The sequence below is a fragment of the Actinoalloteichus fjordicus genome, assembly GCF_001941625.1.
GTDB lineage: Bacteria > Actinomycetota > Actinomycetes > Mycobacteriales > Pseudonocardiaceae > Actinoalloteichus_A > Actinoalloteichus_A fjordicus.
In genome coordinates this window covers 3,920,570-3,946,386 of the sequence record NZ_CP016076.1, presented here as the reverse complement: position 1 = coordinate 3,946,386, position 25,817 = coordinate 3,920,570, and the positions used below count along the sequence as shown (strand labels likewise).

Below are 25,817 nucleotides of genomic sequence, written 5' to 3'. Positions count from 1 at the left end.
CTCTGCTGGATCGGCGGTGCTGACCGAAGGAGCTCAGTCGGATGCGGTCAGCTCCCGTGCCGACCGCAGCTCCAGCTCGCGCAGCTTCGCGACCCGTCGAATCGTGTCGGCGTCGTCGTCGAAGCGGGCGCCGAGGAAGGACTCCAGCACCTCGGCGGCGGTCGCCGGGCCGATCAGCCACGCGCCCATGGCGATCGCGTTGGCGTCGTCGTGCTCCACGCTCTGGTGCGCCGAGTAGACGTCGTGTCCGAGTGCGCAGCGGATGCCCGAGATCTTGTTCGCCGCCATCACGGCGCCGACGCCCGTGCCGCACACCAGCACGGCTCGGTCCGCCTCGCCTCGACGGACCGCGTCGCAGGTCGCGAAGGTGATGTCCGGGAAGTCCACCGGCGCGTCGTCCTCGGTGCCGTGATCGGCGACCTCGTGGCCGAGACGACGCAGCACCGAGGCGACGTGATTCTTGAGCGGGTAGCCAGCGTGGTCGTTGCCCAGCGCGATCCTCATGGTCGGTCCTTCCCGTCGGCGCAGCGTGTTCGGACCCGGCGGTGTTCGGGCCCGTCGTCTTCAGGGCTGTCGTCTTCAGAGCTGCCAGAGTGCCGGGGCATCGGTCGTCTATCGGCGCGGATTCAGCGACGACGGTCGGCACACGCAGGCCGGTGCGACACCGTGGGGCCGCTCTGTGCCGGTTCGCCCTCGCGGACCGCGATCGGAGTCGGACCGTCGCCGTCGGACCACCGGTCGGATTCCGACAGCTCCAGGACATTTTCGTGCCAGGTCACGGGCGCCGTTGCGCTCGGCAGTGGTCCGTCGGCACGACGGGGCAGCATCGCGCGATGATTGTCGGCCGCGGTCAGTGGGTAGGCAGGAAGACAGTCCGCGTGTGAGGAGGAAGAAGCACATGGCGAAGATTCTCTGCGTCCTCTACGACGACCCGGCAGACGGCTTTCCGCCGCGATATGCGCGGGACGACATCCCGACGATCGATCGTTATCCCGACGGTCAGTCGACGCCCACGCCCGAGGGCCTCGACTTCCGCCCTGGCGAACTGGTCGGCAGCGTCTCGGGGGGTCTCGGGCTCCGGAACTTCCTCGAACGGGCCGGACACGAGTTCGTCGTCACCTCCGACAAGGAAGGTCCCGACTCGGTGTTCGAGCGGGAGTTGCCCGACGCCGACGTGGTGATCTCGCAGCCGTTCTGGCCCGCCTACCTCACCTCGGACCTGATCGCGAAGGCGCCCCGCTTGAGGCTCGCGATCACCGCCGGGATCGGCTCGGACCACGTCGATCTGAAGGCCGCCGTCGAGAACAAGGTCACGGTGGCGGAGGCGACGTACTCGAACAGCATCAGCGTCGCCGAGCACGCCGTCATGCAGATCCTGGCCCTGGTCCGGGATTACCTGCCCGCGCATCGCCTGGTCACCGACGATCGGGGCTGGCACATCGCCGACGCCGCGCAGCGTTCCTACGACCTCGAGGGCATGGCGGTCGGGGTGATGGCGGCGGGCCGCATCGGCGTCGCCGTCCTGCGCCGACTCGCGCCGTTCGACGTCACGCTGCACTACACGGACAAGAATCGGCTGCCCATCGAGCTGGAGGAGGAACTGAACCTGGTCTTTCACGAGGACGTCCGCTCGCTGGCGTCCGCCGTCGACGTGCTGTCGATCCATGCGCCGCTGCATCCCGAGACGAAGGGGCTCTTCGACGATGAGCTGATCGGGTCGATGAAGCGAGGCTCCTACCTCGTCAACACCGCGCGCGCCGCCATCTGCGACCGAGACGCCGTGGTCCGGGCCGTGGAGAGCGGTCGCCTCGCGGGCTACGCGGGCGACGTGTGGTACCCGCAGCCGCCGCCTGCCGACCACCCCTGGCGGAACATGCCGCATCAGGGCATGACCCCGCACGTCTCGGGAACGACGTTGTCGGCACAGGCGCGATATGCCGCCGCCACGCGGGAGATCCTGGAGAACTGGCTGGCGGGAACGCCGATCCGTGACGAGTATCTGATCGTCGACCAGGGGCACCTGGCCGGGTCGGGATCTCGGTCGTACACGACGTGACCTGAGGTCCTGCTCACGGTGGGCGTCGCAGCGCAGGCGGTCGCGCCTGCGAGACGTCGTGGTCTGGCCGAGGGCGGCGGCCGGACCACCGGTCGCGGGCCTTCGCGGTCAGGTGCGCGACCTGGTGTTCGCCGCCGGGTGGCTGGGCCGAGCGAGAGCCCGCCTGTTCGGCGGGCGCGGGTCGTGCTGACGGCCCGGTCCTGGACCGGCGACAGCGCCGACCGAATCATCGGGCAGCTCCCGTTCTCTTCGTCCTGAGCAGGCCTTCCACGGGGGTCGAGGCCTTCGCGCTCAGTACCCTCCCCGGCATGAGCCGCGCCCGCCAGGTCCTCATGTTCACCGCAGACCTCGTGATCCTGACCATCCGAGACGGAGCACTGTGTCTGCTCGTCGTGGAGCGGGGCAACGAGCCGTTCCTCGGGCGTTTCGCGTTGCCGGGGGGATTCCTGCGTGGTGACGAGAGTATCGAGCAGACTGCGGCGCGAGAGCTGTCGGAGGAGACTGGAGTCGACGCCGCGACGCTGTATCTCCAGCAGGTCGGCGTCTACTCCAGGCCGGATCGCGATCCGCGTCGTCCGAGGGTGGTCACGTGCGCTCACCTGGCCATCGCTCCGGACCTTCCACTCCCGTCCGCAGGATCGGATGCCCGAACGGCACGGTGGCTGCCGATCGCCGAGGTCCGCACACTCGCTGACGGCCTTGCCTTCGACCACGATGAGATCCTCCGAGACGCGCTGGAACTGGCTCGTGCGGAGCTGCAGTTCCGCACCATCGCCACCGCCTTCTGCCCTCCAGAGTTCACGATCAGTGATCTTCGGGAGGTGTACGAGCGCGTGTGGGGGGTCGAATTGGACAGATCCAACTTCCACCGCAAGGTCACCGAGGCAGAAGGTTTCGTCATCGCGACGGGCCGTAGACGTGCCACCGTCAACGGAAGGCCTGCCGCCTTGTTCCGGGCGGGCGATGCGGCAACCCTGACGCCGCCGATGATGAGGCCCCGGCCGGCGGCCTCGTGAGTCGGCGGAGCTGCCAGGCCGACGAGTTGCTTCTGGGGGCGCCCGCCAGCGCGCAGACGCCGAGACCAGATGGACACCGAACCGGATCACCCCTTGTGGTCAACGAGACCATAAGAGGATGCTCCGGTTGGAGGGGCTGGTCAAGTACTTGATGTCAATCTGACAATAACCTAGCGTGATCACCATGAACACTCATTGTCGACCGAAGTCGAAGGCCGCGCGGTGGACGGCGGACGTGGTGTTGTTCACCAAGGAGACCGGCGTGCTGTCGGTGCTCGTCGTGGAGCGCGCCAAGGAGCCGTATCGGGCGGCGCTCGCGCTGCCGGGCGGATTCGTCGAACCGGGCGAGCGCCCGGTGGACGCCGCCGCCCGCGAGCTCTGCGAAGAGACCGGGGTTCTACTGGCCGCAGATCGTCTGCAGCGGTTCGGCTGCTATGGGCGACCCGGTCGGGACCCTCGAGGCCCCGTCGTCAGCGTGGCTCATCACGGCTACCTTCCCGGCGCGCCGCCGGTCGTCGGGGGCGACGACGCGAGCCGGGCGGCGTGGGTCGGCCTGCCCGAACTGTTCGCGATCGAGGAACTCGCCTTCGACCACCGGGACATCATCGGTGACGCCGTCTTCAGGAGGTTTGGATGGCGGATGCCGGTCTCGGTGGACAAGGGCGCAACATCGCCGGGTGGAGGAGATGGGCGGAACCCCGCCGGAAGAGGGCTGCCGGGCGACCTCCGTGTCGCACCGTCTGTCGTCCCGTCGGAACCAGGAAATCCGTCACACCGGTGACCTTCCGATGGAAGTTCCGCGGGTCGAGATGCTCATCCCACACGATCTCGTACACCTGGCGGAGGTCGGTGACCGTGAACTCAGGGTCACAGAAGGTTGCCGCGAGAGTCGTGTACTCAAGCTTGCTGCGCGCCCGTTCGACCGCCGCATCGATGATCTGGCGGTGGTCGAAGGCCAGCTGGGTGTCTCCTTTCAGGATGGTGGACGTCGGAACCCAGGACGCGGCACGAGCATCGCCGCCTGCCTGCGGTGTCGCCGTCCCGACGACGAAAGCGAGGTAGCAGACCGTGACGACACGTTGCCGTGGATCGCGATCCGGTTCGCCATACGTGCCGAGCTGTTCCCAGTGAAGCCGGGATGCGTCCAGACCGGTCTCCTCCGCCAGTTCGCGCGCCGCTGCGGCGTCGAGGCTCTCCCCGGCATCGTGGAGGAATCCGCCGGGCAGGGCGGGCAGACCTCGATACGGCTCGACACCGCGTTCGACGAGCATGATCTGGAACATGCCGTCCATGACGGTGAACACCGCGAGGTCCACGGCGATCGCGATCGAGGGGATCGTCCATGGGGCCTCGGGCATGACGTCGCTTTCGGATGCTGCGGCGGGCGGGAATCGGCGTGTCCGGAGCGGCTCGCCGCAGACGCATGCTATCTCGTGTCGGCCTACGGCGCGGCTCGTTAGCGTCAGATTGACGAGAAGGAACCGGCTCGGCTAGCCTCCTCCCGCGCTGATCTTCGTCACAGCAGGCACATCGGCCCCATCGGACGGGGCCGATCGCTGTGGACACAGATCGTTCGGGCCGTCTCGCGGACTCGCCCCCGCACCCTTGTGCACAACGAGCGGACCTCGGCTGAGAGGTCCTCATGGGAGACGAGCGATGATCGTGATCCTGACCGCGTTGCCGGTCGAACAGCAGGCAGTCCTCGAACATCTGGTGGATGTCGAGGTGCACCCACACCGAGCAGGGACCCTCTTCGACGTCGGCTCACCGGCCGGGCGGTCGGCCACGCGGGTCGCGCTCGGCGTGACCGGTCCGGGAACCCTCGGCGCGGCCGCCCTCACCGAACGCGCGATCACGGAGTTCTCCCCGAGGGCGGTGATGTTCGTCGGCGTCGCAGGCGGACTCCGCTCCTGGCTGGAGATCGGTGATGTCGTGGTGGGCACCAAGATTCACGCCTATCACGGGGGGCGCAGCGAGGATCACGCCTTCCTGGTGCGTCCACGGTCATGGGACGCCTCACACGAACTCGAGCAGGTGGCTCGTCGGCTGCCCAGGAGCGACGCCTGGTATGGCGGCCTCGCAGGTCCGGGCGAGGGAGTCGCGCCGAGCGTCCACTTCGAGCCGATCGCTGCCGGAGACGTCGTACTGAACTCGGGAACCTCGCCGGTGGCGACCAGGATTCGCGAGAACTTCAACGACGCGGTGGCGATCGAGATGGAGAGCTCGGGCTTCGCCATCGCCGGACATCTCAGCGGCAGCGTGCCCATGGTGACCATCAGGTCCATCAGCGATCACGCAGACGGGACCAAGGAACTGACCGACGGCCGGGGCTCGCAACGCATCGCCGCGCGCAACGCGGCGGCGTTCGCCGTCGCCCTCGCCGCAGCGATCGACGAGGCGGCCGGAGCACGCAACGACCAGCAATCGGAAGCCGAACCCGGCAATGCCGATGCCGGCGGCGAAGCGGTTCGTGTCTCCAATGTCGCGCAGGGCAACGCACGAGTCGGCCAGCAGTTCGGAGTCAACCACGGGGGCGTCACGCTGACTTGGGGAGCGGACTCCAGGTGAACACTGCGGAATTCAGCGCGACGATGTCAGACCGGCGTGGTGGTGGCAGCCGCAACGAGGCGCGCGACGGGGCGACGGTAGGTCAACAGATCGGAGCGCTCTACGGCAACGCAGTCCACAACGAGAACGTCTACAACCTCGATCCCGGCGACATCCCCGAACGCAGGCACGAGGTCGCCCGAAACTTCCTCGCGGGAGGAACGCCTCGACCTGCCGAGCGCATCCTCGGCGAACTCCTCAGCACGGGGGAGGGGACCACTCAGCGGGCCTATCACTACTTCCTCGCCGTGGTCAGTGATCGGTCGTTCCACGACATCAAGACGGAGCACGTCGATTCGATCAGCGACGCTCGAAAGATGCTCGCCTTGCTGCGACACGACGAGTGGAGCGCCGCCTTTGAGGTGGTCTGGGAATTCCTGACGTTCGCACGGATGCGGATGCAGGGTGAGGCCGACGACAGTTCCCAGGTGGTCGCCTCGTTCAAGACTCTGCCGGACGCCCGACAGGAGGAGATCCATCTGCATCTGCAGATGATCCTCGGCACCGCCGAACAGGCCAGTCTCGACGCCGCTCGTGCCCAGCGGATCACCATCGAACGATTTCGGCCAGGTAGGCGGGCCCGAGCGTGGAAGTTCTTCGAGCCGGACCCGGCGACACCACGTCTGAGCGTGCCACCGGCGTCCGTCCCGGAGCCGGGGACCTGGCCGAGGATGATCATCGGGCTGCTGCTGACGGGGTTCGGTCTCTGGCAGGCGATGGCGGGTTCGACGATGGCCGGTTTCCTGGTGTTCCTGCCACTGGTGGCAGTCGGCGGTCATCTTGCTGTGAAACACGGCATCACCCGTCGGGCCTGGCAGGCCTGGAAACAACGACGGCGGAGCGAGGTCATGCCGGGAGCTCCGCTCGCGGCCGTCTCACCTGGACACTGGGTTCCCACCGCCTTCGTCAAGGAGATTTACCAACTCGTGGATCAGCGCTTCACCGACGCCCGTCCGCATCAGGCGGGCGACTGGCCCCGGTACGTCGGCGGCATCCGTGACCACCTCAAACGACGACTGGTGGCTCAGTACGGCAATGCCCGCCTGGAACCTGCGAAAGTAGACTGGTTGATCAGCTGGCATGCGCGACGTGTTGCGTCGGGCTGGCGGACGCAAGAGCTGTTCTGTTTCCCCGTGCCGTGCGAGCCGAGGTCTACTCGGCTGTGCACCGTGGGCGTCGTACTGGCGTCAGCCGCAGTGACGGTTCTGGCACTGAGCGGCGCGTACCTCGCCGTGGTGCTCCTCGGACTCGGAGGCGGTCTCGCGGTCGAGAGGATCACGCACCTCATGGGGCTTCGGCGGGCCGACGAGCTGCTTCTGCAGGATGCGCGAGATCTCCTCGAGCAGGAGACCGCGGCCTACGAGGAGCGTCGTCGCGAACTCGCCGATCGTCCGACGGATGCAGAGATGGCCCGGTGGCTTGCCTTGGACAAGATCTACCTGCGGAATGACGCGATGCGGCGCGCGAAGCTGGGCGAACACGACGTCGTCACCCATGTCGTGATGACGGAGGGCGCCGACGGCGCCCGTGCGCGAGTGGTGAAAGGGCCGCCGCGTTTCGCGCGGTACTCCGTACAGATATTTCTTCTCACCAGAAGCGGTGTGCGAGAGGCGCGCGTCGATCTGGACTTCCTCACCGGAGAGGCGCGCGACGAGCGCCGCAACCTGTTCAATTACAACTCGCTGGCCTCGGCCTCGGTGACGGAGAAGGGGGCCAGGGCCGCGGAGGTCGTCGGCGAGGATTTCCGCCTGGTGGAGTCGTTGCGGAGCCGCACGTTCCGGCTCACGCTGCTCAGTGGCGACGCCATCACTGTCGTCGCCGAGAACTTCCGTCAGCAGAAGGACGACGTCGTCGAGAACGACTCGGAGCTGTTCTCGGCAGCCCTGCAGACCTCGGGAATCGACGCGGCGCTTCCGATTCTCGAGGCGGTGGCGGCAGAGGGATCGGAATGGATCCTCCGAGACGAAGAGCGCCGTGCGCGGTGGTCGCGTGACTGGACGGCCTAGTCTCGGCACGGAACAGGCCAGGCGGGGACGACTTCTGCGATCGAGACACGTCGGGGCGGCGGGGGACTCGCCGACCTTCGGCAGGCCACCGCGTGTCGAGCCCGGGCCTGGAGACGACTGCGGACGGCGGCACGCCGACTGATCAGAACCGGAGGCGGGCGGATCTCTTCGGTTTGGCGGCGCATCGCCGGCCGGAGACCGCCCGTCGTCCCCTGCCCTGGAGAATCGACGTCAGCACCGGAAGGCCTGTGTCGTGGGTGGCTGGCCACAGGCCGGGTCGATCCTGCCGAGCCGTTCGCGAGTCGGGCGGGCCGAGCCCGGGGGAGTGGGGACGGCTGCCGATACCTTCATCACCCGGAACCGCCGTCGCCACCTTCGGACACCGGGCCTGCGGCGGCAGCGAAGGCTGCCGATCGGGTGCGGAGTCGCCTCCCGAATTCTTCGATGACATCGATGGAATTCTTCGTCGAACGACGATCGATCGCGACACGATCACTTCTTGGGTGCATTATTCGGCAGTCGTCCCGTTGGTGTATTGCGCATCGACGTGACGTGAGGATATGTTGTCATCGGTCTGGGATCTGTCGGTTCCCGAGAGGTTCCACAGGGAGTGCGTCGCCGTGATCACCGTCAATGCCGACGTGAGGAGTCCCGATGCGATCGATCCTTTCGCCGAGGAGGAACGACCGCTTCCCGCCGATCAGGAGTCACCGGTACGGTCCACCTCGCCGCGCATCGACATCGTGAATCGACGCGGTGGCCGCCACCAAGATCCTGCTCGTTCCGGGCGGGCGGCGACGTTCTCGTACGGTGACCGACGACGACGGCACACCCGCCGGACGGTGTGGATTCGCCTGCTGTGTTCGTCGTCGGTGACGACGTCCTCGTCGAGTTCTCCGGAGTGACTCCTCGGCTCTTCTGCGGGCGCTGTCGTCGAGACTCGACGAATTCGCCGTGATAATCCTCGCCGAGCTGCGGAATATGCCGGTTCAGCGACCTGATCTGGGAATCCTTTGTCGCGCCGACGCAATTCCGTCGGACGTGCGAGGTGTGTCGCGCACTGCCGTCGGAGCGGCCGTCGATCGTGTGATCAGCCCGTGCGGACCGCTAAGGACCGCTCGTCTCAGGTGGCGTGCGACGAGAGGAGCGACGAACCGCCCCGTCCGCAGTGGTCCCCGCCTGCCCCACCAGACCTGACCTCATTCGACTCACCGGCCTGCCCCGGCCCGATTCGCCGAGGTCACCCGCTGCCGGATCGCGAGCCGAGACGACGTCGCATTCCTGTCACGAAAGGATGCTCATGTCCGTATCCCGACGCCTCGCGGCCGCCCTGTCGCGGTCGGTCGCCACGGCGTCCGCGTTGCTCTTCGCGTCTGCACTGCTCACCGCCGCCGGCGCTCCCGCCGCCGCTTCTGCTGCGTCCGAGGCACAGGAAGGCTGCTCGGTCGACTATGCGACCGCGGCACAGTGGCCCGGCGGCTTCACCACGAACGTGACGATCAGGAACCTCGGTTCCGAGGTGAACGGCTGGTCGTTGACCTGGTCGTTCACCGCCGGACAGGGGGTCGATCATGCCTGGAACGCTGCAGTGACGCAGAACGGCTCCCAGGTCGTCGCGCGCGATGCCGGCCACAACGCGCGCATCCCGGCGGGCGGCTCGGTGTCATTCGGCTTCAACGGCACGACCTCCGGGACGACGACACCGCCGCCGACGATCTTCAGTCTCAACGGCACGAACTGTACGGGCGGCACCACGCCGCAGCCGCCGGACGGCAGCCTGCCGAACTCCTTCCAATGGTCGTCCACCGGGCCGATCATCAGCCCCAAACCCGATTCGGGCCACCCGGCGGTGTCGGTCAAGGACCCGTCCGTCGTCTATCACGACGGACGGTGGCATGTGTTCGCGACGGTGTACACCGACGGATACAACATGGTGTACACCAGTTTCAGTGACTGGTCCCAGGCGTCGTCGGCACCACACCACTACCTGGACCAGTCCGGGATCGGCCCCGGTTACCGAGCGGCGCCGCAGGTGTTCTACTTCGCCCCGCAGGGTCTGTGGTACCTCGTCTACCAGACGGGCGCGGGCGGCTCCTACTCCACGACGACGGACATCACCAGGCCGGAGACCTGGTCCGCGCCGAGGAACTTCTACTCCGCGATGCCCGAGATCATCCGGGACAACATCGGCGACGGCTACTGGGTCGACTTCTGGACGGTGTGCGACGCGGCGATGTGCTACCTGTTCTCCTCGGACGACAACGGTCACCTATACCGGTCCGAGACCACGGTCGCGAACTTCCCCGCCGGATTCACCAACACCGTGATCGCGATGGAGGACGCCGACCGCAACCGGCTGTTCGAGGCGGCGAACGTCTACCGGATTCAGGGCGATCAGGGCTACCTCCTGGTGCACGAGGCGATCGGCTCGGACGGTCGACGGTGGTTCCGGTCCTGGACCGCTCCGGCGATCACCGGACCGTGGACGGCCCTCGCCGACAGCGAGTCCCGCCCGTTCGCTCGGGCCAACAACGTGACGTTCCCAGGCGGACAGTGGAGCAGGGACATCAGTCACGGCGAGATGCTGCGTTCCGGCGTCGACCAGACGATGGAGATCAGCCCCTGCGATCTGCGCTACCTGTATCAGGGCCTGGACCCCGGGGCGGGCGGCGACTACAACCGCCTGCCGTGGCGGCTGGGACTGTTGACCCAGACGAACTCTCCCTGCTGATCCACCGGATCGGGGAGACCAGCCGACGCCGTCTCTCGCGTCCGTCGCCGCCGCCGAGCAGGCCGCTGCGACGGACCGAGGGGCGGCGCCTCGGGCTCAGGCGCCGGGCGCCGTCCCGGCGCACCGTCGATCCCTCGCCCCGAGCGTCCGCGGCGAGGTCGCCGACGAGCCGGGAGGGGGCAGGCGGCGTCGCGCCGAGGGGCAGGCCGATTGCCCGCCGAGCGGGCGATCGAGCCGCCGATCCCGTGACGCGCCCGGGTCCGGCCTGGTCACGGGAGCACAGGCCCGCAAGTTAAGGAAGTATTTCGCTGCGTTTTCACCCCTTTACAGCAGCGCTTTTCTCAGTAGTGTGTCACCCACTACATGGGGCTGGCCGGCGAAAGGACCCACGCATGGACCGTTCGACGAGAGCTGATCGAGGGGTGAGCATCCCCGAGCCCGCCCCGGGCACGGGCCCCCTCGCCGCCGTGCGACCCACGCCCGACCGCGTGCCCGTGACTCCCGCCGACCGCGTCGTCCTGCGTGGCGGGCTGCTCGCCGACTGGCAGGAGCGCAACCGGGCGGCGACCATCCCGCACACCATCGCGCAGTTGCGCGAGGCGGGCACCCTCGGCAATCTGCGCACCGTCGCCGAGGGGACCGGAGCGGAGTACGTCGGGCGCTACCCGTTCCTGGACACCGACGTCTACAAGACCCTGGAGGGCCTCGCCTACGAGATCGGCCGCGACGAGGTCGGCGAGGAGGTGACGGCGTTCTGGGACGAGGCCGTCGACCTCATCGAACGGGCGCAGCGGGCCGACGGGTATCTCAACTCCTTCGTGCAGAACGAGCACACCGCGCGCGAACCCTGGGAGGACCTCGCCTGGGGGCACGAGCTGTACAACCTCGGGCACCTCGTGCAGGCCGCCGTGGCCGCGAGCAGACAGGCGGGCGACGATCGGTTACTGCGGGTAGCCGTCCGGTTCGCTGATCTGGCCGTCACCCGGTTCGCGAACACGGGCGACGCGTGCGGACATCCCGAGGTGGAGATGGCCCTCGTCGAGCTGACCCGGCACACCGGGGACCGACGGTATCTCGACCTCGCCGCGTCCTTCGTGGACCGGCGCGGGCACGAATCCGTTCCGGCGACCTTCTTCTCGCCCGACTACTTCCAGGATGACGCGCCCTTCCGGGAGCTGACCGGGCTGCGCGGCCACGCCGTGCGGATGGTCTACCTCGCCGCGGGCGCCACCGACGTGGCGATCGAGCGGGGCGACGCCGCGCTGCTCGACGCGTCCCGACGGTTGTGGGACGACATGCTCGACACCAGGCTGTACCTCACGGGCGGGCTCGGCGCTCGACACTCCGACGAGGCGGTCGGCGACCGGTACGAGTTGCCCTCCGAACGCTCCTACTCGGAGACCTGCGCGGCGATCGGCACGATGCAGTGGGCCTGGCGCCTGCTGCTGGCCACCGGGGACGCGCGGTACGGCGACGTGTTCGAGCGGATCTTGTACAACGCCTACGCGGTGGCGCTCTCCCAGCGGGGCACCGCCTTCTCCTACGACAATCCGCTGCAGCGTCGTCCCGAACACCGGCAGGGCGGCGGCGCCCCGGCCGGATCGCCGCCGCGCCGCGAGTGGTTCGGGTGCGCGTGCTGCCCGCCGAACGTCATCCGCTGGATGGCCGAGCTGCCGGACCACTTGGCCGTCGCCACCCAGACCGGCGTCGGGGTGATCGTCTACGCCGACGCCGACGTCGACACCGAGCGGATCGCAGTGAGCATCCGGACCGCCTACCCGGACGACGGGCGAGTCACCCTGACGGTCGGCCGCGCCGAACCGGGTGCGGAACTCGCCCTGCGGATTCCCGCCTGGGCCGACGGCGCGACCGCCCGGGTCGCAGGCGAGGAGGTGCCGGTCGAGGCCGTCGACGGCTGGCTTCGGCTGCGTCATGACTGGGTACCCGGCACCGTCGTCGAACTCGACCTGCCCATGCCGGTGCGCCTCCACGGCGCGCACCCGGCGGTCGACGCGCTCCGAGGCTCGATCGCCGTCGCCAGAGGACCCGTCGTCTACTGCGCCGAGCAGCAGGACCAGCAGGTTCCGCTCGACGACATCGTCCTGAGCCCCGCCGACCTCGGCTCCGCCCGCGTCCGCGTCGACCGGCTCGGTTCTGATCCCGACACCGACGTCCTCCGCATCGCAGTGGACGTCCGAACGCGACCGTCGACGTCCGCCGAGCTGTACCCGGTGCTCGGGACGGCCGACGAGCCGGAACCGGCGGGAGAGCCGACCACCGTCGACCTCGTGCCGTACCGGCTGTGGGCCAACCGGGGACCCGGCGCCATGCGGGTCTGGCTCCGAGCCGGGTGATGCCCACCGCGGCACCCCCTCTTCCGCACCACCTGATCTCGCAGCACCCGCTCTCTTCAGGGCACTCAAGTACCCCCCGACGCATCCGGGAGTGAAGGAATCATGGCCACACATCGCAGAGCACGCGCCGCGATCGGAATCTGTACGGTCGCCGCGCTGACACTCACCGCATGCGGCGGGTCCGGAGACGACGCCGACGACGTCGTCACCACCGACGGCGGCTTCGCCCTCAACACCGGGGAGACCGAGCAGGGCGGCATCGTGACCGTGCTGGGCACCGTCGACCTCTCCCACCTCGATCCGGCGATGGGCAACGACGGCAATGTCAACAACGTCTACGAGCTGATCTATCGCCAGCTCACCGACTTCGTCTACGACGAGGAGACCGGCGAGCTGGAGATCGTGGGCGACCTGGCCGTCGGCCCGGGGGAGTCCAACGAGGACGCCACCGAGTGGACGTACACGCTCAAGGACGGACTGCGGTACGAGGACGGCCGCGAGATCACCTCGGCCGACGTGAAGTACGGCATCGAACGGTCCCTGGACCCCGCGTTGGCGATCGGCTCGGACTTCCACGAGATCATCGACGGAGCCAGGGAGTACGCAGGCGTCTACGCGGCGCCGGAGGGCCTGGACTCCATCCAGACGCCGGACGACAAGACGATCGTGTTCACCCTTCAGGGGCCGCTGGCCGGTTTCGACGCCGTCGCCGCCACCCAGCCCTTCACGCCGTTCCCGGTGGGCGAGGTGACGGTGGACCAGCTGGATGAGCAGCCCATCTCGTCCGGTCCGTACCGGGTGGAGGAGTACACGCGGGGCGAACGCCTCACGCTCGTCCGCAACGAGGAGTGGGACCCGGCGACCGACGAGACCCGCGCCGCGTCGCCGGACGGCTACGAGTTCCTCTTCGGGATCGACGGCAACACGGTCGACCAGCGGATGGTCTCCGGGCAGGGCGCTGACGCGAACGCGATGGCGTCGAGCACCAACGGCCTGCAGCCTGCCTCCCTCGCCCAGGTCATGTCCGATCCGGCGTTCCAGCAGCGCACCGTCCGCTCGCTGCCCACCTGCACCATGTACATGTCGATGAACAACAGCCACGAGGCGTTGTCCGACGTCCGGGTGCGGCAGGCCATCAACCACGCGGTCGACAAGGAGAGCGTCGTCACCGCCACCGGCGGCCCGGCGATGGCCGAACCGGCGCACACGATGCTCACGCCGTCGGTGCCAGAACGGCAGGAGTTCGACCTCTACCCGACGGATCAGGACCTGGCGATCGAACTCCTGGCGGAGGCGGGCATCGCCGAGGGCGAGCTGACGCTGACCCTCGACGTCCGGGCGCTGCCGAAGTGGCAGGCCCAGGCGGAGTCCGTGCAGCAGTCCCTCGGGGCGGTGGGCATCAACGTCGAGCTGAACGTCATCGATGCGGCGACCTTCTACGAGGTCATCGCCACCCCCGCCCAGCAGAACGAGCTGGCCATCACGGGCTGGTGCTCGTCGTGGATGTCGGGTTACCCGCTGCTGACTCCGCTGTTCGACGGCGACAACGTCACCGACACCGGCAACACCAACATCAGCCAGTTCGACGAGTCGGTGATCAACGACCGGTTCGACGAGATCGAGGCGATCGCGGACGTCGACGAGCAGAACGTCGCCTACGGCGAGCTGGACCGGGAGATCATGGAGTTCGCCCCCGTCGTGCCGCTGGTGCGGGAGACGCCGCTGCAGATGGTCGGCGAGAACATCGGCAACGCCTTCGCCAGCTCCGCCCGCAGCGGGTACGTCGACTACTCGTCCGTCGGCTTGAAGAACCCGCAGGGGTGACGTCGCCATGGCGATGACCACACAGGCACTCACGCGGCAGGCGGTGCGCAGACGCGGGGGAAGTCGATGGCGGCGGCCCGCCGTCATCGCCTCCTTCATCTTCCTCGGCATCGTCGTCCTCATGGCGGTCTTCGCGCCGCTGCTGACGATGATCAGCGGCTCGGGCCCGTACGAGTTCCATGAGGACAAGATCGATCCCATCCGAGGGGGCCTGCCCATCGGCCCCTTCGGGGGGATGAGCGCCGAACACTGGTTCGGCGTCGAGCCGCTCAACGGCCGGGACATCTTCGCCCGCATCGTCTACGGCGCGCAGGTGTCGTTGACGATCGCGGTGAGCGCGGCAGCCGTCACCACGGTGCTCGGCGTCGTGTTCGGCGTGCTCGCCGGGTTCTTCGGCGGCATCGTCGACCAGATCGTGTCGAGGGTCATGGACTTCCTGATGGCCTTCCCGGCGCTGATCTTCATGATCGCGATCCTCTCGGCGCTGCCGCAGGGCAACCGGCCCATGCTGCTGGTGGTCGTGCTGGCGTTGTTCGGCTGGCCCGCGACGGCGCGCGTCGTGCGGGGGCAGACGATGTCGATCGCCCAGCGCGAGTTCGTCGAGGCGGCGCGGGCCTCGGGGGCGAGCCGGATCGCCATCGTGTTCAAGGAGGTCCTGCCGAACCTGGTGGGGACGATCACGGTGATGGCGACGCTGTCGGTGCCGACGTTCATCGCCACCGAGGCGGGGCTGTCGTTCCTCGGTGTCGGCGTGCGGCCGCCGACGGCGTCCTGGGGGCAGATGATCTCCTCGGCTGTCCCCTGGTACGCCTCCGACCCCATGTTCTTCATGATCCCCGGCCTGTTCCTCACCCTGACCGTGCTCTCGTTCATGGTGATCGGTGACACGCTCCAGGCGACTCTGCAGAGGAGGACGCAGCACTGATGCCCCTCTACATCGCCCGACGGCTCATGAGCGCCGTGCTCGTCCTGCTCGCCGTCGTCTTCTTCACCTTCGTCGTGTTCTTCGTCCTCACACCCGACCCCGCGCTGAGCATCTGCGGGCAGACGTGCACCCCCGAACGCATCGAGGACATCCGCACCAGGCTCGGGCTGGAGGATCCGTTCTGGGTCCAGTTCTGGGTGTTCCTGGCCGGGATCTTCGTCGGCCGCACCTACGGCGAGGGCCCCACCGCGATCGTCTGCGAGGCGCCGTGTCTGGGGTACAGCTTCCAGACCCGCCAGTCGGTCATGACCATGATCGGCGACCGCATCGACGTCACCGTCACCATCGCGGTGGGCGCGGCGCTGCTGTGGCTGCTCGTCGGCGTCGGCGCGGGCCTGATCGCCGCCGTCAAGGCGGGGACGTGGTGGGATCGCGGGGCCACCGGCCTCGCGCTCGGCGGGATCGCCCTGCCGAACTACTTCGTCGCGCTCATCCTGCAGTGGCTGCTCGTCGTCCAGCTCGAGGTGCTGCCGTTCCCGACGGTCGTCGCCTTCGGCGAGGATCCGCTGCGGTGGTTCCAGACCTACCTCATGCCGTGGATCGTGCTCTCCATCATGTACGCCGCCATGTACACGCGGATGACCCGGGCGAACGTGATCGAGACCCTGTCGGAGAACTACGTCCGCACGGCGCGCGCCAAGGGCCTGCCCAAGGGACAGCTGTTGACGCGCCACGCGTTGCGGCCGTCGTTGACACCGGTGGCCACCCTGTTCGGGATGGACTTCGCGGCGTTGCTGGGCGGGGCGCTCATCACGGAGACGGTGTTCGGCCTCAACGGCGTCGGCAAGCTCGCCTACGACGCCATCGGCACCAACGACCAGCCCGTGATCATGGGCGTCACCCTCCTCGCGGGTGCCGCGGTGGTGCTGATGAACATCGTCGTCGACCTCCTCTATCCCCTGCTGGACCCGCGTGTCAGGAAGGGAACCCGATGAACGCCGCACCGACCGGCCAGGACGACGAGCTGCTGCGCGTCACCGGACTGCGCGTCGCCTTCGGTCCCGATCCCGAGGACGCGGTCGTTGACGACCTGTCGTTCTCCCTCCGCTCGGGGCGCACCCTCGGCGTCGTCGGCGAGTCCGGCTCCGGCAAGTCCATGACCTCGTTGGCGATCATGGGACTGCTTCCGCCCGAGGCGCGCACCTCGGGCTCCGTCCGCTTCGGCGATCAGGAGCTGCTGGAACGCTCCGCCAGGGAGATGCGGGCGATCAGGGGCGAGCGGATCGCGATGATCTTCCAAGACCCGTTGTCCTCGCTCAATCCCTACTACACCGTCGGCTTCCAGATCGCCGAGGCCTTCCGCGCTCATCGGCGGGCCACCTCGGCACAGGCGAAGAAGATCGCGATCGAGGCGATGGAACGGGTGAGCATCAAGGAGCCGCAGCGGCGGTTCGACCACTATCCCCACCAGTTCTCCGGCGGGATGCGCCAACGGATCATGATCGCGATGGCGCTGGTCTGCGAGCCCGAGATCATCATCGCCGATGAGCCGACCACCGCGCTGGACGTGACGGTGCAGGCGCAGATCCTGACGCTGCTCACCGAACTACAGCGCGACACCGGGGTCGGGATGCTCTTCATCACCCACGATCTCGCCGTGGTGAGCGAGGTCGCGCACGACGTGCTCGTGCTGCGCAACGGCCGCCAGATGGAGGCGGGCACCGCCGAGCAGGTGTTCTCCCGGCCCGGCCACGCCTACACCCGGCAGCTGCTCGACGCGACGCCGCGTATCGACGAGGTCGAGGAGGCCGGGGCATGAACACGCCGATCCTCGCGGGGCGCAACCTCGTCCGCGAGTACGCGACCGGGGGCCGACGCGGCCCGGCCTTCCGGGCGGTCGACGACGTCACCCTCGAAGTCGGCGCGTCGGAGACACTGGCCGTCGTCGGCGAGTCGGGCAGCGGGAAGTCCTCGACGGCCCGGCTGCTGGCCCGCCTCGACGAACCGACCTCGGGGACGATCGAACTGGACGGCGAGGACGTGACCTCGGCGCCCCCGGCCCGGCTGCGGACCTTCCGCCGCACGGTGCAGGTGGTGTTCCAGGACCCCTACTCCTCGCTGAATCCGCGACACGACGTCGAGAAGATCATCACGGCGCCGCTGCGCTATCAGGGCCTCTCACCGCGCAAGGGCGGAACGCAGATCTGCAAGGAGCTGATGGAGCGGGTCGGGCTGAACCCCGACCACTCGACCAGGTATCCGCATCAGTTCTCCGGTGGTCAGGCACAGCGCATCGGGATCGCCCGTGCGCTGGCGGTCAATCCGAAGGTGGTGATCTGCGACGAGGCGGTCTCCGCGTTGGACGTGTCGGTGCAGGCGCAGGTGATCGACCTGCTGCGGGACCTGCAACGCGACCTCGGGCTCAGCTACGTCTTCATCGCCCACGACCTCGCGGTCGTGCGGCGGCTCGCCGACCGCGTCGCGGTGATGAGCGGCGGGCGAGTGGTCGAGCAGGGCAGTCGTGATCAGGTCTTCGACGCGCCGCGCGAGGAGTACACGCGGGCGCTGCTGGCGGCCGTGCCGAGGATCAACCCCGAGTGGGAGAGACGGAGAAGAGAGTGGACGCCACCAGAAGGGCAGGACTGACATGACGGCGGCCGAGACGTTCCGGACGATCAGCGAACAGGAGTGGGAGTGGCGGCTCGGCGAGCTGGGCCGTCAGCACTACGGCTCCGCGCTCGGCGTCGACGCCTTCCTGCCGGACGAGAGCCCCGAGGCGCACGAGCGTCGTGCCGGGCACTGGCGTGACGTGCTCGCCCGGGTACGCGCCCTCGACACGGACGCACTCGACGCGTCGACGCGGGTGGACCTCGCGGTGTACGTGCAGCAGGTGGAGACGCTCGTCTCGGGTGTCGAGCACCGACAGTTCGAGCGGCCCGCCAACGCCGACACGGCGTTCTGGACGACGCACGCCGATCGGGCGAACGGCACGCTGCGCGACGCCGGGGAGGCCGAGGCGTTCGTGACGCAGCTCGCCGACCTGCCCCGCTGGTTCGCCCAGCACATCCAGAACATGCGCGCCGGGCTGGCCCGAGGCTTCGGGCCCGCCCGGGTGTCGATGGCGGGCCGGGCCGACCCGGTGCGGTCCGTCGCGGCGGCGGCCTCGGCGGAGCAGACCCGCTACGCCGCACCCTTCTTATCGGCCCGCGAGGCCGGGATCGTCGACGAGGCGCTGCTCGCCCGCGCCCTCGAGGTGATCGGTTCGTCGGTGATCCCCGCGCACGTCGAGCTGCTGCGGTTCCTCGAGGAGGAGTACTTCCCCGGCCTGCCCGAGGAGATCGCGGCGACGGCGGGCCCCGGCGGCCTGGACTATTACCTGGCCCAGCTCGCCGAGTACAACACGACGAAGCTGAGCCCGGAGGAGATCTTCGCGCTCGGGGAGAAGAGCGTGGCCGCCATCCGCGAGGAGATGGTCGCGGTCGCCGAGGAGGCGGGCTTCGACGGCGACGTGCCTCGGATGCTGGAGTTCATGCGCACCGATCCCCGGTTCTACGCCACCACCGCGGAGGACCTGCTCAAGGAGGCCGCCTGGCACGCCAAGCGCTTCGACGGGGTCGTCCACGAGTACTTCGGTCGCGTGCCACTGCGGCGCTTCGGCATCATCGAGCCGCCGCCGGAACTCGCGCCCTACTACACGTTCGGGCGCGGCGGGATCGACCGCTACACGCTGAACACCTACAACCTGCCCGCCCGGCCCCTGTACTCGCTCTGCGCGCTCACCCTGCACGAGGCCGCGCCGGGGCACTGCTTCCAGATCGCGCTGGCCAGCGAGCTGGCGGATCTGCCCGCCTTCCGGCGCCACGTCTACATCTCCGCCTACGGGGAGGGCTGGGCGCTCTACACCGAGCGGCTGGGCGTCGAGATGGGGATGTACCGCGATCCCTTTGAGACGATGGGCATGCTGAGCTTCCAGATGTGGCGGGCGGTGCGGCTGGTCGTCGATCCCGGCATGCACGCGTTCGGCTGGAGCCGCGAGCGGGCACAGGACTACCTGCGGAGCAACACCGCCATCGCCGAGCACGAGATCGTCACCGAGATCGACCGGTACATCGCGTGGCCGGGCCAGGCCACCGCCTATTTCATCGGGCAGTCGACGGTGATGCGACTGCGTCGCCTCGCCGAGGACACGCTGGGGTCGGACTTCGACATCCGTTGGTTCCACGACGCCGTGCTCGGGCTCGGCAGCGTGCCGCTGGCCGTGCTGGCGGACGAGATCGAACGGGCGATCCGAGTCAGGGCCGCCGACCACGAGGGAGAGGAACGCGCGTGACGAACGCGAGGAGCACGGCGACCGGGACGATCACGGTCGTCGACGCCCGGATCTTCGACGGCGAACGCATCCTGGAGGATGCGACCGAGATCGCGGTGGTCGACGGCGTCATCGCCGAGGTGGGCCGGGATCTTCCCCGCACCGGCGAGGTCTTCGACGCGGGCGGCCGGACGGTCACCCCCGGACTCATCGACGCCCACTTCCACGCCTACGGGACCAGCATCGACGTCATGACGATCGAGTCGTCGCCGCTGAGCTACGTCTCGCTGGTCGGCGCCGACCGCCTGCACCGAGCGCTGGATCGGGGCTTCACCACCGTGCGCGACGTCGCAGGGGGAGACGCAGGCCTGGCCAAGGCGATCGACGCCGGCTACGTGCGGGCGCCGAGGTACCTCTACACGGGACCCGCGCTGAGCCAGACCGGCGGACACGGCGACCCCCGGCAGGGCGACCTCGACCACTGCGCCGCGCACGCCCATCTCTCCGAGGTGGTGGACGGTCCGGACTCCGTGCGGCGGGCCGTGCGGGAGCGGTTCCGCACCGGGGCGCACGCGATCAAGATCATGGCCTCCGGCGGCGTCGTCTCGCCGACGGACCCGATCCAGTTCCTTCAGTACCACGCGGACGAGGTGCGCGCGGCCACCGACGAGGCGGCCCGGCGCGGCAGCTACGTCGCCGCGCACGCCTACCCGCCCGAGGCGATCATCCACGCGGTCGAGAACGGCGTGCGCACCATCGAGCACGGCAACCTGATGGACGAACGCGCCGCGGCGATCTCGGCCGAACACGGTGCCTACCTGATCCCGACCCTGGTCGCCTACGACGCGATGGAACGCCGAGGAGTGTCGATCGGCCTCTCGGCGACCGGGCAGGCCAAGAACCGACAGGTGCTCGCCGCAGGCAAGGAGGCGATCCGGATCGCGCGCGACGCCGGGGTGCCCGTGGGCTTCGGCTCCGACCTGATGGGCGAGCTGGAGGATGACCAGCTCCTCGGCCTCCGGCTCCAGATCGACGTCGACGGCGTCCTGGAGACCCTGCGGGCCGCCACGGCCGTGAACGCTCGCGCCATTCAACGCTCCGACCTCGGGATGATCGCCCAGGGCCGGTCGGGTGATCTCGTCGTCTTCGGCGGCGACCCGCTCACCGACGCGTCGCTGCTGTGGGACGAGGCCAAGCCGCGCGCGGTGATCCAGCGCGGAGTTCTACGCTGAGCGACCGACCATCACCATCAGGCCTGCAGGTCGACGGCGTGAGCGAAAGAGGATGAGGAACCTGTCCGGCTCGAAGATCCAGCGGCAGCTGAGCCTGCGTGCTCAGGTCGAGGAGGCGCTGTCCTCGGCCATCGTGTCGGGGGAGCTCGCCCCCGGCTCCCTCCTGACGGTGCCGACGTTGGCGGCGCAGTACGAGATGTCGGCGACGCCGGTGCGGGAGGCCATGCTCGATCTGGAGAAGCGCGGCTTCGTGACTCCGGTGCGCAACAAGGGGTTCCGGGTCACGACGGTGAGCGAGGAGATCCTCGATCAACTCCTCGACGTCCGGCAGCGGCTCGAGCCCTCGGCGATGCGGGACCTGGCCGCCAGCGGCATCCCGGTCGACATGGCCCGATTCAGGGCACTCGCCGACGCCATCGTCACCGGCGCCACGACGAGTGATCTGCACGCCTATCTCCAGGCGGACCGGGAGTTCCATCTGGCGCTCACGGAACTGCTGGCCAATCCGCTGTTGACGCAGATCATCGCCGATCTGCGGTCGCGGACCCGGCTGGTCGGGCTGGTGACGATGCTCGAATCACGCCAGCTCGACCAGTCGGCCTCCGAGCATCATCTGCTGCTCGACCGGATCGAGGCGGGCGACGCGGAGGGTGCCAAGGCCCTGATGCACCAGCATCTCGGCCACATCAGCGGTTGGTGGGCCGGTCGTTCGGAGACGACCGCGTCCTGAGGCGGCGCGGCGGGCGACGTCGGGACGCGGGCGGCTTGTGGCGTTCGGCGAGCCGGGGTCGGCGAGCTGCGAGGTTCGGCGATTCGTGAGGCAGAGCACTCTCATTCGGCCGCGATATGTGACATATTACTAGCGGAAGGAGGGTGGATGACCGAGATCATCGTGATCGGCGCGGGCATCGTCGGTGCCGCCTGCGCCCGGACACTGGCCCGGCGCGGCCACCGGGTCCTCGTCGTCGACCGAGGCCCGACGATGACCGGCACGAGCGCCTCCTGCGAGGGCAACCTCCTCGTCTCCGACAAGGGGCCCGGTGCCGAACTGGAGCTGGCCCTCGCGGCGAACGCCTGCTGGCCGGACGTCGTCGCCGAACTCGCCGACGAACTCGGCGAGTCCTTCCCCGCCGTCGAGTTCGAGAAGAAGGGCGGACTCGTCGTGGCCACGACGGAGGCCGGCGCCCAGCCCCTGATCGACTTCGCCGCCGAGCAGCGTGCCGCCGGAGTGGACGCCCGCGTCGTGACCGCCCAGGAGGCCCACGAGCTCGAACCGGATCTCACCCCCGACCTCACCGCCGCCGTGTACTACCCGCAGGACTGCCAGGTCCAGCCCGTCGCGGCAGGCGAGGCGCTGCTGGCCTCCGCGCGCCGGGCAGGCGCCGAGGTGCGCACCGGCGTCGAGGTCCTGGGCGGCATCGTCCGCGACGACCGGCTCGTCGGCATCACCACCACCCGCGGCGACCTCACCGCAGACGCCGTCGTCCTCGCGGCGGGCCCCTGGTCCGGCGAGGTGTCGGAGCGGATCGGGGCACCGGTGCTGGTCCGCCCCCGGCGGGGGATGGTCCTGGTCACCACCCGGATGCCGCACCGGATCTTCCACAAGGTCTACGACGGCGACTACGTCGGTGCGACCCAGTCCGCCGACGCCGCCCTGCAGACCTCCAGCGTCGTCGAGTCCACTGCGGCCGGGACCGTCCTCATCGGATCGAGCCGCGAGCAGGTCGGCTTCGACCCGAGCATCCGCGTCGAGGTGCTCCGCGAGATCGCCCGCAAGGCCGTCGCCCTGTTCCCCTTCCTCGCCGCCGCCCCGGTGATGCGGGCCTACGGCGGGTTCCGGCCCTACCTCGACGATCACCTGCCGCTCATCGGGCAGGACCCCCGGCTGCGCGGCCTCTGGCACGCCGGCGGGCACGAGGGCGCGGGCATCGGGCTGTCCGTCGTCACCGCCCAGCTGCTGGCCGCCGACCTGCTCGGCGGGCCCGCTCCCGTGGACCCGACGCCGTTCCGTCCGAGCGGACGCCCGCTCGCCGTTCCCGACCCGAAGGCAGGCGCCGCATGAGCCCGCGACCAGAAGGCAGGCGCCGGACGGGCCCGAACATGGTTCCGTCGTCCGTCGACGTCGTCGGACGCGCCGACGAGGTCGACATCGTCATCGAGGTGGACGGCGAGCCCGTCCCCGGCGTGCGCGGCCAGACGCTCGCGGGCGTGCTGCTCGCCGCGGGCCGGGACTCCTGGCGCACGACCAGCCGATCTCGCAGGCCCAGGGGGGTGTTCTGTGGGATCGGCGTGTGCTTCGACTGCGTCGTCACGGTCAACGGCGAGCGCGACGTGCGCGCCTGTCAGCGCCGCGCCTGCCACGGCGACACCGTGACCCTGCAGGCGGACGAGCTGCCGGGGGCCGGGTCATGACCGTCGTGATCATCGGCGCCGGACCTGCCGGTCTCACCGCCGCCCGCGCCGCCCGCGACGCGGGAGCCGCCGTCGTGCTCCTCGACGCCGCCGACCTCGGCGGCCAGTACTGGCGCCACCTGCCTGCGGACCGACCGGCGCGACATCAGCGGCGGCTGCACCACGGCTGGTCGCGGTTCACCGCGCTGCGCGATCGTCTCACCACCGACGCGGGCTGCGAGATCATCACCGGGGCGCAGGTCTGGGCGATCGATCGGCCGGACGGGCGGCCGCGGGTGCACGTCCTGGCCGGGCCGCCGGACGGGCGGGCCAGGACACCGCGCACGCTGCTGCCCGACGCCCTCGTCCTCGCTACCGGCGCCCACGACCGGACCCTCCCGTTCCCCGGCTGGGACCTGCCGGGCGTCTACTCCGCCGGGGCGGCGCAGGCACTCGCGAAGGGGGAGCGGGTCGCGGTCGGCGGGCGCGTCCTGGTGGCGGGCGCCGGACCGTTCCTCCTGCCGGTCGCCGCCGCCCTGACCCACACCGACGCCCGCGTCGTCGGCATCCACGAGGCGGCCCGCCTGCCCGCCCTCGTCCGGAACTGGACCGCCCGGCCGTGGGAGCTGTTCTCCGCCCTGGGCAAAGGCGGCGAGCTGGGCGGTTACCTGCTCAGCCAGCTGAGACACCGCATCCCGTACGTCACCGGCTCCGCCGTGGTCGCCGCCCACGGCGGCGAGCGGGTCGAGTCGGTCACCGTCGCGCGACTGGACTCGACGTGGGCGCCGCTGCCGGGCACCGAGCGGCGCATCGAGGTGGACGCCGTCTGCGTCAGCCACGGCTTCACCCCGAGGCTCGAACTGGCCATCGCGGCAGGCTGCCGGATCGGGCCCGACCGCTTCGTCGTCACGGATCAGGACGGCCGCACCAGCGTTGAGGACGTCTTCGCCGCAGGGGAGATCACCGGCATCGGCGGTGCGCAGGCGGCCGAGACCGAGGGGGCGCTGGCCGGACTGGCCGCCGCGGGCGCCGCCGACGAACGACGGACCGCCCGGCTCCGCCGCAGGCGCGTGAGCACCACCCGCTTCGCGGCACGGATCGAAGGAGCGCACGGCATCCGACCGGGCTGGACCGCCTGGCTGGACGGCGACACCGTGCTGTGCCGGTGCGAAGAGGTCACCCACGGCGAACTCGTCGACACCGTCACGGCGACCCGGTCCAGGGGACTGCGCTCCACCAAGCTCACCAGCCGCGCAGGGCTCGGCATCTGCCAGGCCCGGATGTGCGGCAGGAACGTCGAGGAGATCCTCGGGCAGACCACGCCCGACGGAGTCATCGCCGACGCCTCCACCGACCGGCGGCCCATTGCGGCGCCGATCAGTCTCGCGGAACTGGCGGCGCTCCCGGCCGCCCCGACTGCACAGGAAGGACACACCCCATGACCGGCACGAAGTTCGACCTCGGCGGCGTCATCGTCGCCACCACGCTTCCCTTCAAGGAGGACCCGAACGCTCCTGCGGGCCTCGCCGTCGACTTCGACCGCTTCGCCGCGCACTGCGACTGGCTGATGAACAACGGCTGCCGAGGCGTCGGCCCGAACGGATCCCTCGGCGAGTACTCCTCCCTCACCGACGAGGAGCGCCGCAAGGTGATCCAGGTCGCGGTGGAGACCGTCGGCGATCGGGGTCTCGTCGTCGCGGGCGTGCACGGCGTGGGCTGGCACCAGGCCAAGCACTGGGCCGAACTCGCCGCCGAGGACGGTGCGGCGGGCGTGTTACTGCTCCCGCCGACGATCTTCCGCGCGAACGAGGGCGAGATCATCGAGCACTACGAGAAGGTGAACGAGGTGGGCCTGCCGATCATGGCCTACAACAATCCCTTCGACACGAAGGTCGACCTCACGCCCGATCTGCTCGCCAAGATCGACGGACTCGACAACCTCGTCGCCGTCAAGGAGTTCTCCGGGGACGTGCGCCGCGTCCTGGAGATCCTCGACAAGACGAGCCTGCAGGTCATCGCGGGGGCGGACGACCTGCTGTTCGAGTCGCTGGTGGCGGGGGCGACCGGCTGGTTCGCGGGCTACCCGAACGCCTTCCCACGAGAGGCCGTCGAGCTGTACCGGCTGGTCATGGCGGGCAAGGTCTTCGAGGCCCGCGACCTGTACCGCAACATGGTCCCGGTGTTCGCCTGGGACTCCAAGACCGAGTTCGTCCAGGCCATCAAGCTGTCGATCGACGTGATCGGCGAGAGCTACGGCGGCGCGACCCGTCCGCCGCGCGGTCCGCTGTCCGAGACGGCGGCGGCGGCCGTCCGGCGGGACACCGAACGGGCCCTGGCCTACACGAAGAACCGCTGAGCCGCAGGCG

20 protein-coding genes and 1 pseudogene are annotated in these 25,817 nt (G+C 69.4%); 19 read left to right on the top strand and 2 right to left on the bottom strand.

The genetic code is table 11. The features are described from left to right. Positions 1-33: 33 nt before the first annotated feature. Positions 34-504, bottom strand: a complete 471-nt coding sequence (locus UA74_RS17140) for an RpiB/LacA/LacB family sugar-phosphate isomerase (protein WP_075764887.1) — start codon at positions 502-504, stop codon at positions 34-36. A 394-nt stretch (positions 505-898) separates the two neighbouring features. On the opposite strand from UA74_RS17140, the gene UA74_RS17135 reads away from it, so the two are divergent. From UA74_RS17135 to UA74_RS33680, 3 genes and pseudogenes are all read left to right on the top strand, one after another. Continuing rightward, a complete protein-coding gene (locus UA74_RS17135; RefSeq protein ID WP_075741173.1) occupies positions 899-2,056 on the top strand; it encodes an NAD-dependent formate dehydrogenase in 1,158 nt (385 codons plus the stop codon). A 308-nt stretch (positions 2,057-2,364) separates the two neighbouring features. Continuing rightward, entirely contained in the window at positions 2,365-3,072 is a 708-nt protein-coding gene (locus tag UA74_RS17130; protein WP_075741172.1) for an NUDIX hydrolase, read from the top strand. Between the two features lie 184 nt (positions 3,073-3,256). Further along, positions 3,257-3,667 (top strand): annotated as a pseudogene (locus UA74_RS33680) (NUDIX domain-containing protein); the annotation flags it as partial. Between the two features lie 25 nt (positions 3,668-3,692). Here the strand turns inward: UA74_RS33680 and UA74_RS17120 are convergent. Continuing rightward, positions 3,693-4,430 (bottom strand): NUDIX hydrolase, encoded by a 738-nt coding sequence (locus tag UA74_RS17120; protein WP_075741170.1) that lies wholly within the window; start codon positions 4,428-4,430, stop codon positions 3,693-3,695. A gap of 298 nt (positions 4,431-4,728) precedes the next feature. On the opposite strand from UA74_RS17120, the gene UA74_RS17115 reads away from it, so the two are divergent. The 16 genes from UA74_RS17115 (at position 4,729) to UA74_RS17035 (ending at position 25,807) form a co-directional block, all read left to right on the top strand. Further along, positions 4,729-5,640 (top strand): 5'-methylthioadenosine/S-adenosylhomocysteine nucleosidase family protein, encoded by a 912-nt coding sequence (locus tag UA74_RS17115; protein WP_075741169.1) that lies wholly within the window; start codon positions 4,729-4,731, stop codon positions 5,638-5,640. Then, positions 5,637-7,685 carry a hypothetical protein gene (locus UA74_RS17110; protein WP_075741168.1) on the top strand — a complete coding sequence of 683 codons (2,049 nt, stop codon included), beginning with the start codon at positions 5,637-5,639 and terminating at the stop codon, positions 7,683-7,685. Before UA74_RS17115 ends, UA74_RS17110 begins: the two co-directional genes overlap by 4 nt. A 1,300-nt stretch (positions 7,686-8,985) precedes the next feature. Continuing rightward, positions 8,986-10,416 carry a non-reducing end alpha-L-arabinofuranosidase family hydrolase gene (locus UA74_RS17100; protein ID WP_075743918.1) on the top strand — a complete coding sequence of 477 codons (1,431 nt, stop codon included), beginning with the start codon at positions 8,986-8,988 and terminating at the stop codon, positions 10,414-10,416. Between the two features lie 392 nt (positions 10,417-10,808). Next, complete coding sequence (locus UA74_RS17095; RefSeq protein ID WP_157434263.1) at positions 10,809-12,770, top strand: glycoside hydrolase family 127 protein; 1,962 nt, start codon at positions 10,809-10,811, stop codon at positions 12,768-12,770. A 102-nt stretch (positions 12,771-12,872) separates the two neighbouring features. After that, positions 12,873-14,594: an ABC transporter substrate-binding protein gene (locus UA74_RS17090; protein ID WP_075741166.1), complete on the top strand. Its 1,722-nt coding sequence runs from the start codon at positions 12,873-12,875 to the stop codon at positions 14,592-14,594. Between the two features lie 7 nt (positions 14,595-14,601). Next, entirely contained in the window at positions 14,602-15,519 is a 918-nt protein-coding gene (locus tag UA74_RS17085; RefSeq protein WP_198042752.1) for an ABC transporter permease, read from the top strand. Beyond that, positions 15,519-16,514 (top strand): ABC transporter permease, encoded by a 996-nt coding sequence (locus UA74_RS17080; protein WP_075741165.1) that lies wholly within the window; start codon positions 15,519-15,521, stop codon positions 16,512-16,514. Before UA74_RS17085 ends, UA74_RS17080 begins: the two co-directional genes overlap by 1 nt. Then, positions 16,511-17,338, top strand: a complete 828-nt coding sequence (locus UA74_RS17075) for an ABC transporter ATP-binding protein (protein WP_075741164.1) — start codon at positions 16,511-16,513, stop codon at positions 17,336-17,338. The genes UA74_RS17080 and UA74_RS17075 overlap by 4 nt, the downstream gene beginning before the upstream one ends. Further along, entirely contained in the window at positions 17,335-18,165 is an 831-nt protein-coding gene (locus tag UA74_RS17070; RefSeq protein WP_075741163.1) for an ATP-binding cassette domain-containing protein, read from the top strand. Before UA74_RS17075 ends, UA74_RS17070 begins: the two co-directional genes overlap by 4 nt. A 1-nt stretch (position 18,166) precedes the next feature. Continuing rightward, the gene (locus UA74_RS17065; protein WP_075741162.1) at positions 18,167-19,849 is read left to right on the top strand and encodes a DUF885 domain-containing protein; all 1,683 of its coding nucleotides are present in this window, start codon (positions 18,167-18,169) and stop codon (positions 19,847-19,849) included. After that, entirely contained in the window at positions 19,846-21,060 is a 1,215-nt protein-coding gene (locus UA74_RS17060; protein ID WP_075741161.1) for a metal-dependent hydrolase family protein, read from the top strand. Before UA74_RS17065 ends, UA74_RS17060 begins: the two co-directional genes overlap by 4 nt. A gap of 52 nt (positions 21,061-21,112) precedes the next feature. Further along, a complete protein-coding gene (locus UA74_RS17055; protein WP_075741160.1) occupies positions 21,113-21,790 on the top strand; it encodes a GntR family transcriptional regulator in 678 nt (225 codons plus the stop codon). Positions 21,791-21,937: 147 nt separating this feature from the next. Then, positions 21,938-23,122 (top strand): NAD(P)/FAD-dependent oxidoreductase, encoded by a 1,185-nt coding sequence (locus tag UA74_RS17050; RefSeq protein ID WP_075764884.1) that lies wholly within the window; start codon positions 21,938-21,940, stop codon positions 23,120-23,122. 38 nt (positions 23,123-23,160) lie between these two features. Next, positions 23,161-23,472 carry a (2Fe-2S)-binding protein gene (locus UA74_RS32010; protein ID WP_075741158.1) on the top strand — a complete coding sequence of 104 codons (312 nt, stop codon included), beginning with the start codon at positions 23,161-23,163 and terminating at the stop codon, positions 23,470-23,472. Then, positions 23,469-24,893, top strand: a complete 1,425-nt coding sequence (locus tag UA74_RS17040) for an FAD-dependent oxidoreductase (protein WP_075764882.1) — start codon at positions 23,469-23,471, stop codon at positions 24,891-24,893. Before UA74_RS32010 ends, UA74_RS17040 begins: the two co-directional genes overlap by 4 nt. Continuing rightward, positions 24,890-25,807 carry a dihydrodipicolinate synthase family protein gene (locus tag UA74_RS17035; RefSeq protein ID WP_075764880.1) on the top strand — a complete coding sequence of 306 codons (918 nt, stop codon included), beginning with the start codon at positions 24,890-24,892 and terminating at the stop codon, positions 25,805-25,807. Before UA74_RS17040 ends, UA74_RS17035 begins: the two co-directional genes overlap by 4 nt. The last annotated feature ends 10 nt before the right edge of the window (positions 25,808-25,817 follow it).